We start from the raw sequence: 12,643 nt of genomic DNA, 5'->3' as shown, positions 1-12,643 counted from the left end.
CCGTGGATCACCCCGCGACGCTGGGTGCGAACCCTTAAATTGGCAACAAGAAGACACTGACGAGTTTAAACCAAAACACAGGGGAGGTGGGACGCAGTTTGAAACCTTAAAGTGTGCGATTTGGGTGGATGCAATTGCGCCGCCAAGAATCGCTCACCTTAGGTGAAAGACCTGCGACGGTTTTGAACTGCAACCGTGGTTTCACCGTTCCAGTTCGGCGCGTTCGGGCGATTTAACCTAAGAGGCGCGATAAGCGCGAGGAGGTTTGGCTAAATGTCTGGAGCGAAATGGCTTGGGAAAAGCGGGCCGGGGTCGTGCACGACGCGCACCCACTGGGTGCGGTGAGCATTTTTACAAGCCGTTGCAGCCCAGAGATTTAGTTAAACTACCGCGAGTTATCGCGCTTCTTAGGTTTAAATTCGCTTGGTTGCCTCGAACTCTAACAAACCCAAGAGATGCCTGCCAAGCGTTTTTCGGGTTGTGAGATCGGGCTCACGCTGCTCGTTTCATCCAAAGATTGCGGAGGCCGTGGGCCGGCCTCCGCACCTTTGGATCTACACGGTTTGTTTGGTTTGGTTGCAGTCGACCAAACGGCCCATCAGCCACACAAAGGGTTCCACCGCGCCGCTTAGCACGCAAGAACCGTCGCAAATCTGTTGCAACAACCCTTGCACGTCAAAATCGCAAAGCGCCGTGACCGCATTGGCTTGGGTGAGCCGCAGGGTGCAGGTCGGCACCTCCGGCCGGTCTAGCGTGCCCAGGCTGATGTCTTGGTCTTGGATTAAAAAAGAAACCGGTGCTTGTTCGCCCGGCATGGCGATGGTGACCGCCAGGTTCGGGATGGGTGGGGCGCCTTCCTGCATCAGGTCGCGCACGTAGGTGGCTAAAGCCGTGGCCCAATCTTCGATCCGGCCCAGGTCGCCAATGTCGTGTTCCTCACTTGGTTGTTCCACCCGTTGGCGTTGGTCGTACTCCCGTTCGGCATCTTGGAGCGCGGCCAAGGTTTTGTCCACGTCCTCGCGGGTATGGGCCGCTGAGCAAATGAGCCGCAAACGCCCGCGCCCGCTTTCGACGATGGGATAGGTCACCGCCGAGGTTTGCACCCCGCGTTCGAACATTCCTTGCACCAGGCCGTAAAGTTTGTCCTTGTCGCCGAAGTGCGGGGTAACGATGGGTCCGTCACCGGTTCCCAAATCATAACCGGCCTCGCTAAACCGCCGACGCATGTAGCGGGTCGTGTCCCACAGGCGTTCGCGCGGGGTGTCGTCGCTGCTGAGTCGGCGCAGCGCGGTGAGGGCCGCGGCCATATCCGCCGGGCTGACCGAGGCTTGGAAAATGTAGGCCCGCGAGGCCGATTTGAGCAGGTCGACGTGTTCCCGGCTCGCCGCGATCACGCCACCCAAGCTGCCCAAGGCTTTGCTGAGCGTGGTCATGATGAAATCGACCTGCTCGGTGACGCCTTGCGCCGCGCAAATACCGGCGCCGCGTTCCCCGTAAAAACCAAACGAGTGTGCCTCGTCCACCAAAACCAGCGCGCCGTAGTGTTTGGCCGTGTGGACGAGTTCCGCCACCGGCGCGGCGCCTTCGCCCATGCTGTAGACGCCCTCAAACACGACCAGCACGGTGCGGTAGGGAGATACTTCCGATTCGAGGACGGCGGCCAAATCGGCGGGGTCGTTGTGTTTGAAGGTACGCACGGTGGCGCCGCAAAGTCTGGCCCCGTCGACAATGGAGGCGTGGCAGAGCTGGTCCAGCACCACCACGTCGTTTTTGCCGAGCAAACCCGCGATAACCCCGACGTTGGCGGTGTATCCGGTCGGGAACAGACAGGCGCTGGGTTTGCCGGTTAGTTCAGCAAATTCGTTCTCAAATGCCAGGTGTAGGTCCGTCATGCCCGAGGCCGCCGCCGAGGTGCCCATCCCCGTGCCGAATTGTTCCAGCGCCGTCCGGGCCTCGTTGATCACGGTTTGATCGCGGTTCATGCCTAGGTAGAGGTTGGTTGTCCAAATCACCGCCTCGCGCTCCTCCGACGTGTAGGCGTCTGAGACCGTGCCGCGGCCGGCACTGCCGGTGCGAATCACCTTGCTGTAGGGATTGCGGCGTCGATCATTGACCATCTTCAGAACTTCACCCACCAGTTTGGCTTTATCGGTCGCCGACCAAGCATTCACCTTGGCGGCTTGGAAGGTGGGGTGGCTGGATTGAATATGGCCTTGGAAGTCGGCCAAAGTATTGGACGCTACTTGGCCGGTGATCGGCGTGTATGGGTGAACTTCGCCGCCCGCCTCGTGGTGTTGGATGAAATGAGCCAGTGCCTTAGGCGTGGGATGTTTGAAAATCGCCTCGTAGGGGAGTTTGCGACCCAATGCACGGGTTAATCGGCTGCTTAATTCCGGGATGGTCAACGAGTCCAGCCCCAAGCTGTCAAAGGATTGGTCGGGTGAAATGACGGCCGCGTCCTTGATGTTTAAGAGTTCGGCCACGGTGCTTTGAACCAAACCGAGCCACGGGTGGGGTTCCGTTTTTTCGGCCGCGGCCATTGCCGCCGAGGCGGCACGCACTTGGTTGAGATCGGGCAGCCGTTTGCGATCCAGTTTGTCGTTGGGGAGGAGCGGCAAGCTGTCGAGCTGCATCACCAGTTTGGGCACCATGTAGCTCGGCAGACGTTGGGCCAAATAATGTTTGACCCGTTCGGCCGTAATCGTTTGATCCCGGCAGACCACATAAACCGTTAACAGTTTTTGGCCCACGCCGCCGTCCAAGGCCGCCGCCGCCGCGGCATCCACGCCCGGCATCCTCTCCAAGGTGGTTTCCACCTCGCCCAGCTCAATGCGGTAGCCACGAATTTTGACCTGTTGATCGACCCGACCCAGGAACGCGATTTCCCCGTTCGCCAACCATTGACAGAGGTCGCCGGTGCGGTACAGGCGGGTTTCGGGAATGGTTTCGTGGGTGGTGGTCACAAAACGCGCGGCGGTTTGGGCGGGATCGTGCAAGTACCCGCGTGCCAGCTTGGTACCGGCGAGGTAAAGCTCGCCGGGTTGGCCAACGGGAACCGGTGCCTGGTTTTCGTCCAAAATGTAGGCCCGCGATCCGGGCACCGAGGTGCCGATGGTGACGACTTTGGCGCCGACCGGGACCCGCGCGGTGGTTGAAAACACGGTGTCCTCGGTTGGACCGTAACAGTTGACCACGCGCGGTTGTTGCGGGAGCGCGTGGATCTGCCGCACCAGCGCCGGTTTCAAGGCTTCGCCGCCAAACAGCACGCAACGGATATTTTGGGGCAGGCGATGGGTTCGCAGCAAAGCCTGCATGGCGGAGGGCACCATCACGCAAGCCTTCACCTGATCGGCGGCGGGAAGCGTGGGTAGGGCCAGGGCGTTTTCGGCGAGAATCATTGTTCCACCGAGCGACAAAATGCCCAGGGTTTCCATCACCGAGGTGTCAAAACAGACCGAGGCCGCGGCCAGCATGCCGTCGCGTTCCTGTTGATCGATGAGAAGGTCCAGAGCATGGCTCATGGCAACCACCTGTTGGTGTTCGACCACCACGCCTTTGGGTTTACCAGTCGAACCCGAGGTGTAAATGACGTAGGCTGGGTCATTGGGTGCCGGTCCTGGCAGGGGGCCGCCGTCTCCTGCCGGGCCGGCATCGGTGGTGATGCATCCCGCGGCGCCGGCGCACAGGTCGGCGGTGGTTTGGTCTCCCACACAGACCGCTGAAGCGCGGGCGTGTTCAAGCATGTAACGCACCCGTTCGCGTGGATAAGCCGGGTCGAGTGGGACATAGGCGCATCCCGCCCGCAACACGCCGCACAGGGTTGCGATGAGGTCCCAGGTGCGATGCATGCACACCCCAACCAGGGCGCCGGGTTGAATGCCGCGGCGCCTTAATTCGTGGGCCACGGCCCCCGCGCGGGCCCAAAGTTGATCGTAAGAAATGCGTGTTTCGCCGTCGATGACGGCTGTTTTGCAAGCATGGTTTCGTGTTTGATGTTCAATGCGTGCAATGATCGTATTCGGCGTTTCCGCCGAGTGACGTGATGGTTCGTTCATTCGCGTCTCCATGGTGTATCAATAAAAAGTGAATTGAATTCGCATACCCTTGAAATAAGGCGTACCAAGCGGGACGAAACGTGGCGGTGAGCCGGGTTTCGCACCTCGTCCGTGGCGGAGCCGAACCGAATCCACGGGCCGGCGCACAAGCCATCGACGGGGACCAACGGTGTTTTGCATGGCTTCAAAGAGGGATTGCACGAGGCAAGCCCTTTTCCTGTCCGCGGCCAACCCGTTCGGCGGGTTGATGATCGGCTCGTCCTGCGCCCATGCTCGGCCTGGCGGGCCCAGCCTTAATCGGTCATCCTTCCCTTGGTGCTTTTTCTACAATGAGACAAAGCTGGATGACGCGTGGCGCACGATGCTGCATCGCCCGCGCGGGTTCGGGTTGAGCGGGCGAGGGTTTTGCGGCGGCGCCGCCCTGCCCGTGTTCCAACAGCCGAACCATGGGTTCCTTATGGGTGGTGAAAAGACCGCCCCGGGAATCAACCCGGGGCTTGTGCCTGATTTGTGTCAAAATCGCGCAAAACAGGCTTTATGACATACACGCTGCCAAAACCCCGATTGTCTGAAAATCTCAAAAAAATGTGGTGCGGCTTACACTTCGGGGGCGATAAGACGTTTATTTACCGTGGAACCGGGTCAAACGATTATTCGGTCAGCGTCGCGCGTTTGGTGGAAACCATGGCTTCGAATTGCGAGAGGACGGGGAACAGGCCGGTTTCCTCCAGCATCGGCCCCTCGGCGACAGCCTGCAGAATGATGGTCGTTTGGTCCGGTGAAAGCCCGTAGGCGGCATCCAAATTTTCTGGGAAAAGGTTGTCGGCCAACAAGGTTTTAAGGATGGATTGGCGCCTCCTTTTGGGAACCGCGGCCACCTCGGCACGCAGGAACAGGGCGTCGCGGCCCGGCTGTTCGCGCAGACTGATCTGTACATCGTTGCCCACGGCGAGGATTACCCCGTCGCTTGCCGAGCGTACCGGCACGGGCGGCAGATTGAGTTGGCGGGTAAAGGTTTCGAGCAGTTCGGGTAAACGAGATCGGGTCGACATGAGCAAGCTCCTCGGTATTCAATTAGCAGCGGCGCCAGTTGTTACGTGGCAGTTGGGCAGCGGGCGTCGCCGCTTGGGGGCGTGGTTCCGCCGGTTCCGACGGCCGCGGCGCCTCGAGCGCGGTGTCTTGCCGGGTTGGTACATCGGCGGTGACGGCGTCTTGCCAGCAGGTGGCCAGTGAGACAAAAGCGTCCAGCCAATCGCTGAAGCGCAGCGCGGTAAGGGTGGCCAGGGGCCGTTGGTCGCGCAGGACGATGCTGCCGGTGTCCGGGTTTAAGGCAAAGGCCGCCGGAAATACCGGCACACGATCCGGTCCATCCATGGGAACCGTTCCCTCGTTGGCGGCCAGCAACAGGGCTGTAATTTCGGGACGATCCGTTGGGACCGTCGCCACATCGCAAAACAGAATGATGTCGCGGCGTCCGGGCCGTTCCGCAATGGTGACCGCGAGGCGGTTGTCAAAAATGAGGCAGGCGCGGTTGCGATCCTTCACCGGGATCGGGTTCAACCGGAAGTGACGGCAAAAGGCGTCGAGTAACTGGGGCAAATTGTCGCAGGGTGGGGCAAGGGTGGATGCTTCCAACGGTGACTCCTTGAAACGATGGCTTACCTGTTACACGGGCCGGTGCCAGGTTTTGGTCGAATTTCATGAAAAAAAATCATTTTTTTCGTCAAGTCTTCATTTCCATGCGTGTTGGTGAACAGAGCCCAAAGTCCAGAGCCGGTTACGACCTTCCCTATACGGTCGGACGGGGTTCCAAATCATAAAAGTTCAGACGAGGGAATGATATGCAAGGATTACCAACGACGGGTCGTCATGCTGATGCGATTGCCGCGTACCGTGCCAAAGGCAGTAGTTTTGATACCAAGGTCACCCTGAAGTCGGTGGCCGGCCGAGGAAACGGGGGCATCCAGCTTGAGGTGGGTGAATCGGCGGTCGGCCAGTGGTTGGGGCGCAGTGTCACCGCGGCGAAATACGGGATCACCGATTTCGTCGATGGGATGGCGAACATGATTCGCACCCGCAATACCGCCCCGGATGCCGGGGAAAACCGCACCACCATGGGCCACTTCATCGACAGTTTGCGGGGTTATTACGGCGAATCCCAGGCCAAAACCCTCATCTTGGAGCACGGCCTCGATTTGGCCTTGGAAAGCGGGAGCCCCCTCACCGCCAAAGCCATTAACGAGGTTTTGCAACATGGGGATGCCCAGTTTCGCCACTTTGAACGCAGCTTCGATACCTTGAAAAATTCCGGGGTTATTCCCGAATCGGTCATGAAACGATGGGAAGGGAGCGGTAATTTCAGCACCACGGTGCTGGGCATTATTGGTAAAACGCCCTTCCTCCAAGAAGCCATGATGGACAACATGCCTTTGTCCCCGACCGAGTTGCGCGCCGTTGAACACGCCATGGACCGTTTGGCAGATTTTGAAATCGATAAGTGGCCCGCCAATGTGATGGAGCATTATGCGCAATCCTTGGTGAGCGGCCCGGTTGAGATGGCCGACGTCGGTATCGCCGCCTCCGTGACCTTGTCCTTGTTGGAAAAAGTACCCGCCGATAAGCAACTGGCCAAAACGGATCTGGCGCCGCTGAAAGCGCTGGTGAGCGGTGATACGACCCGGCTCGAGGACGCCCTCGCCGCTTTTGATCAGATGCGCGGTATCCTCGATGATCAAATCGGCCGACTCAAGGATCCCAAGGACGCCTTTTTGCGGGAAACCTTGACGGGGATGAAGGACCAAGTGACCCAGGCCGCCCGCAACCGTGCCGTTGAAGCCAAAATTACCGAACTCAAAACCCTCAATCCCGATTTCCGTAACCCCGGCGACGGTTCCTCGCTCAAAGTGCGGGTGGAGGGCAAGGTCGGACTGGGTGTGTTTAATGTGAACGCCGCCGAGGGTGGTTTTAGCATTGAATACAATCAGAACACCACCGTGCGGGACGACCACAAAGTTGAAAAGCAACGCAAGGTGGCCGGTGGTTTGCTCGGGCGTTTGGGGATTAAAGGGTTTAACTTAAGCGGCGAAGCCGCCGTGGGTTACCAAAAGGCGCGGGTTTTCCCGAGCGTGGACGCCTTTTTTCTTGATGTCGCCCTTAAAACCGTTGACCAAAAAGCCAAACCCGAATCCACGCTGACGCGCCGTCGCTTCAATGAACGGCTGCAGTTGATGGGTGTTGTCGATCCCCAGGAGCGGGTCGACGTCCAAGGTCGCCGCCCGCCTGACGTGATCTTGACCCGTGCCGTGGAGGGGCGGGCCAAACTTTCCGGGGAAATCTTGAACGCGGTTCTCAAAGGCAGCGTCGCCAAAACCACCACCACCTTTTCCAAAAGCCTGCCGTTGTTGGAGGCACTGGAGACCGAACCGCAATTGGCGGAATCCGCCAAACAGGCGCATTACGCCGTGCAAATGCACGGCCGCCGTTTCCAGGGCAAAGAAGCCGACGCGATGTTAAACGCGCTGCAAAAACGCATTGAGGTGGCCAAAAGCAAAACACCCGTGGATCGAGCGGATTTGGACGCCGCCAGGATTGCGCTGATGTACGCCGTCAAAAATTTGGAACAAGAGTTTGGACACTACGCGGATACGGCGCGGCGGGTCAAACCCTCGCGGGTGCCCCTCCATCGACGCCTTTTCACGAGCGCCAAAAAGTCCCCGGAGGCCCTGGAGAAAGCAGCCATGGAGCGTGCCCGCGGCGCCAAATCAACGGCTGACTTTGTAACCAGCACCACCCACACCTTTGCCCGTCTTTCCGAGATGGTGATGGCGACGGTTCCCCAGGGTGAAACTTTGGCCAAATTGGATCCCGGTGCGGCGGCCCGATTGGAATTTTTCGGGCGCGAGTTGATGAACCCCGACTTGCCGATTGATCCCGCCAAATTGCTGGCCGCCAAATTTTCCACGACCGGCACCGCCGAGGAGGTCGGCGGCTCTTTTACCCTGAAATTTGGCGCGGTTGAAGCCGAGGTCACGGTGAAAACCAAAATCGTTAAGGGCGACATCAACCCCGACAATGACGGGGTGTACCATTCCATCGGCTTTGAGGTGCGCGGGGACGCCACCGCCTCCCAGGTGATGGAGGCGCTCATCCAGTCCGAGGATTTTGGCCAGTTCATGCAGGCCATGACCCACAACGAACATTTCGCCGATTTCAAACCTGATTTCAAAGCGGAAGCCTTTAAATTGACGCCGGGTGATATGCAGGGTTTGGATGTCGGTTTTAAAGCAGGTTTGGCCGTGAACCTGCAATTTAAGGCGGATACCAACGGACCCAAGCTGGAATACGCGCGGGTTCAAGGTTCAGGTGGGGTGTCCGGCCAATTGCCGACGATCCTGGTTCCTGTCGGTGGTGGCGTTCAGGTCGGGGTGAATGTCAGCGCCGCCAAAACAACCAAATCGACCTTGTACGAATTCATGGGTACCAACACCTTGAGCTACGTCAAAAAGGCGTTTAACAGCAAAAAAGCCGACGGCCCTAACGCCTTCGGTACCTATATGAAGGAAAACGAGGGAACCTTTAAAAGCATGTTCAAAAAGCTCGGGACCCCGGGCTCCTCGATCCGAAAAGAAGCCGAGGCGATGTTGAAGGATGCCAAGGCAACCGATTACAGCGCCGATTTCTTCAAAACCATGGAAGCTTACAAAAGTGATCCGAAGAAAAACGAACAAAAGGCCAAACAGGCGTTTGTCACCTTTATGGAACGCCAGCATGAGGGCATTTTTAAACCCAAGCAAAGCGAACGCATGAGTTTGGTGAAGAAGAAGCGTTTTCCCGCGCTGCCGACCTTCGGTAAAAAGAACGCCGGCAGAACGGCACCCTTGAGCAAACAGAAGGATGTATCCGGGGCGGGCAAAACCGCCGTGCCGAAAGCCAATGCAACCGTCCGCACCACGCCCAGCGGCTTGGACAACGTAACCGGCAACAGTTGTTTCTTTAATGCCGGCCTCAACATGTTGGCGATGGATCCCGAAATGATTGCTTTGTTCCAGTTGGATGCGGAACGGGTTGCGCTTTTGCACGGGGTCCGGCCGGACCTTCCGCGGGAGCAGATCGCCGAGCTGGGCGAACGGATGCACCGCATTTTGACCAACATTGAGGCGGGGCGGCTGGTTGACCCGGCTGACCTAACGCGTTCGCTGGAATTAATGGAGACCATGGGTATGTTTCAGGATGTCGGCGAGGGGGCCGGCAATCTGAGAACGCGCCAGCACGATGCGGCCGAGATTTTGTTCCAGCAATTGTTGCCGCTGTTTGATCCCTTTGGGGAGCAAGGCATGCAGGTGACCGTGACCCGCAGGCCGGTCGGTGATCGTGCGCTGGTGAGCGCGACCAATGAAGGGGACTATGCCCCGCTGACCAACGGGGATCACACCGTGCAAAACAGCGTGGCGCACCAAGTGCGGCTCAGTCTGCCCGCGGAAGGCGAATTGGATTTGCAGACGATGTTGGAGAGCCGCTTCGCTACCCAACGAATGGATGACTTTACCTATGTTGACAACGGCCCCGTGTACCGTTCCAGCGCCGAGGAAACTACCGACGTCGGCAGTCCGCGTGTCTTAAACATTCAGTTGCAGCGCGCCACTTATGGTGAAGGTGGGGGGCAAGTAAAAGATGGGCGCAGGGTGCAGGTCCCTAATGAAGTCACCGTCAACGGAATCCGTTACCGTTTGGCCGGGGCGATGCAGCACCACGGCGATAATCCCAACGCGGGCCACTACACCGCGTTAACACGGCGGGACGGCGTCTGGCATGAACACAATGACCGCAATGTAACCCGACTGGGTCGTGAGCTTGGTGCAACCCAGCGTGAAGGCTTGGCCCGGGCTTCGGCCTTTACCTACGTTCGGGTCGATGACTAGGCTACCCGCGGCGGACCTGCCGGGGAACCAAAGTTACTAATGTTTCTCGGTAGGTTATCCCTTTTAATGCCCTCGCTCCATCTCGCGGTGTAGGTTTATGTCGGCGGCCTTGTCGCCGGATCTCCTTGGCAAGCGACCGCGGATGGGACAGGGATCGCCTGAAATGAAGGTGTTAACGATCATAAAGTCAAAAACGGTAGGCCCTTGTTACGGCGCGGCTAAGGCATGGCCGCGCTGTTTCTGTTTTCTTGCGCGTGCCCTGGCGCTGTTGTTCATCATGAACTGGGGCCATTGTTTATCGGTTTGTTAACGTATGTTTCAATTTTTATTTTGTTTCTTTGTTCTTAAAATTAAGTCACTTCATTTAAACGGCGATAAACCCAGTAACGAATGAAGGTCCCTAAAATCCTGCCCCGAACCTCGTGAAAATAAGTTCGCCATGTGCTGCTTGGTGATCCAGCGTTATTTGGTGCCCTCGTTCAAGTTTGGGTTCCCGTTGCCGGCCTGGTTGTGAAAATGAATGATGCCCAAAGGAGTCACCTTATGTTGCAGCAACTTTCGATTCGAACAAAACTGTTGGTGCTTTTGGTGGTGCCGATCATCGCGCTCCTATACTTTTCCCTTCTCGGGATGAATCAACGCATCAAGGTCCTCAATGAAACACGGGAATTGCAATCCTTGGCTGAATTGGCGGTTCATCTTTCCACGGTGATCCATGAAACCCAGAAGGAGCGTGGTCGTGCTGCTGTTTTTGTGGGTAGCAATCAGGAGGAAGGTGGACAGGCGCTGCGGGCACAGCAGCGGCTTTCCGACGAAAAAATCCAAGCACTGACCCTGTTTCTGAAAACGTTTGACCTAGATGGCCGGGAGGAGCAGGCTTTTGAACCGATTCGCAAAGGCTGGGTCGACCTACAAAACTTGGGGGCGCATCGCGCCGCGATGAATCGGGACCTTTCGCTGAAGGAATCCATCGCTTACTACACCAGCATTCACGCTCATTTCCTTTCGGGGATCGCCGAATTTTCGGAAATCCTAACCAACCATGAACTGCTTAGCCAAATATCGGGTTACGTTAATTTCATGAAGGCCAAGGAGCGGGCCGGCCAGGAACGCGCCGTGTTAAGCGGCACCTTTGTGAGCGGTCGCTTTCAGCCGGGTCTGTATGTCCGGTTCATTACTTTGGTCGCGGACCAGAAAAGTTTTAACGAGGTGTTTCTGTCCTTCGCCACGCAAGAACAGAGAAACCTGTTTCAGGTCACCATGCAACGGCCTGAGGTGACCAAAGCAGAGGCCATGCGCGCAATTGCGCAAGGCAAACCCGAGGGTGGTTTTCATGTCGACGCCGCGGAATGGTTTGTGATCCAAACTCAAAAAATCAATTTTATGCATGAACTCGAAAAAAACTTGGCGGAGCACCTGGTTCAATCAGCGCTGCGCTTATCTGGTCAGGCCAAACTAAAGTTGATTCAATTTACGATCACGGTTCTGTTGGTATTGGCGTTCACCGGCTTGTTGGGGTACCAAACCGCGCGTTCCATTATCAACCCCCTGACCCAGATGAGTGCGACCATGACGCGATTGAGCGAGGAAAAAGATTTGTCCCTGCGCAACCACTACGTGGCCGAGGATGAGTTGGGTCGGCTTTCCGCCAAAATGGATGAGTTTCTTGAGAATATGGAACACATGGTGACCGAAATTACCCGCACCGGCCGCATCGTAAATGATGCCGCCGGCGATTTGGCGGCCAATTCCAATACCTTGCTGGCCCATAGTAAGGCCTTGACCGAAAAATCCAACAATGTTGCCGCCGCCGGGGAACAGATGTCTACCAACATGAACGGTGTGGCCTCCGCCGCCAAAAAAGCGGTAGATAGTTTGTCGGTGGTGACCAGCAGCGCGGAAGAAATGGCGACAACCGTCGCGGAAATCGCCGCCGGCACCAATCAGGCCAAGCAGCACTCGGATTCGGCCAACCAGGACACCAAGCTGGCCGGCACCCACATGGACGAATTAACCAAAGCCGCCTTGGAAATTAACGGCATCATTGACACCATCAATACTATATCGGAACAAACCAAACTGCTGGCGCTAAATGCCACCATTGAAGCCTCACGGGCCGGCGAGATGGGTCGTGGTTTTTCAGTGGTTGCCGGCGAGGTGAAAGCGCTTGCGCGGCAAGTGGGCGACGCCGCCGAAGATATTCGCGGAAAAATCGAGACCATGTCCAAGGTGTCTAATGTTGCCGCCGAGCAAATCCAGCAAGTGCAACATACCGTACATCATGTAGACGAGATTATCACCTTGATTGCCGCCGCCATTGAGGAGCAGAGTGTCACCACCAAAGACATTACCGCCAACATTTCCCAGGCTGATTCCGGGGTAAAAGAGGTGAGCTGCAATATCGAGGCGATGGCCTCTGTCTCCGATCAGATGGCGGAAGACCTGAATGGTGTCAATCAAAGTATTCAGGAAATACGCGGCAATGCCCAGGTCGTCACCGGCCACTCTGAGAAGTTAAAGGGGACGGGCCGTGATTTGGCGGTCCTCGTCAACGCCTTCAAATCCTCGGCAACGGAGAGTTAACCCGCCGGCGTGTCCTGTTTTTTCGCATGTGGGCGAATGCCTTTGGTTCTGCAAGGTCTGTGCGATCGCTACTCTTGTTAGGTTCTA

General features: G+C 57.4%; 5 protein-coding genes. 2 read left to right on the top strand and 3 right to left on the bottom strand.

Going from position 1 to position 12,643, the window contains the following annotated elements; all coding sequences use genetic code 11:
* Positions 1–554: 554 nt before the first annotated feature.
* The 3 genes from J3U88_RS19735 to J3U88_RS19725 all read right to left on the bottom strand — a co-directional run bounded on the left by J3U88_RS19735 (position 555) and on the right by J3U88_RS19725 (position 5,690).
* Positions 555–4,055 (bottom strand): amino acid adenylation domain-containing protein, encoded by a 3,501-nt coding sequence (locus tag J3U88_RS19735; RefSeq protein WP_207860671.1) that lies wholly within the window; start codon positions 4,053–4,055, stop codon positions 555–557.
* A 650-nt stretch (positions 4,056–4,705) separates the two neighbouring features.
* The gene (locus J3U88_RS19730; protein ID WP_207860670.1) at positions 4,706–5,107 is read right to left on the bottom strand and encodes a type III secretion system chaperone; all 402 of its coding nucleotides are present in this window, start codon (positions 5,105–5,107) and stop codon (positions 4,706–4,708) included.
* A 22-nt stretch (positions 5,108–5,129) separates the two neighbouring features.
* A complete protein-coding gene (locus tag J3U88_RS19725) occupies positions 5,130–5,690 on the bottom strand; it encodes a type III secretion system chaperone (RefSeq protein WP_207860669.1) in 561 nt (186 codons plus the stop codon).
* A gap of 206 nt (positions 5,691–5,896) precedes the next feature.
* Here J3U88_RS19725 and J3U88_RS19720 point away from each other — a divergent pair, with 206 nt between their 5' ends.
* Both J3U88_RS19720 and J3U88_RS19715 read left to right on the top strand, forming a co-directional pair.
* The gene (locus J3U88_RS19720; protein WP_207860668.1) at positions 5,897–9,973 is read left to right on the top strand and encodes a ubiquitin carboxyl-terminal hydrolase; all 4,077 of its coding nucleotides are present in this window, start codon (positions 5,897–5,899) and stop codon (positions 9,971–9,973) included.
* Positions 9,974–10,516: 543 nt separating this feature from the next.
* Entirely contained in the window at positions 10,517–12,556 is a 2,040-nt protein-coding gene (locus J3U88_RS19715) for a methyl-accepting chemotaxis protein (protein WP_207860667.1), read from the top strand.
* The last annotated feature ends 87 nt before the right edge of the window (positions 12,557–12,643 follow it).

This window comes from Acanthopleuribacter pedis (assembly GCF_017377855.1).
Lineage (GTDB): Bacteria > Acidobacteriota > Holophagae > Acanthopleuribacterales > Acanthopleuribacteraceae > Acanthopleuribacter > Acanthopleuribacter pedis.
Note: the sequence above shows the minus strand (reverse complement) of the source record. Positions and strands in the feature narration are given on the sequence as shown.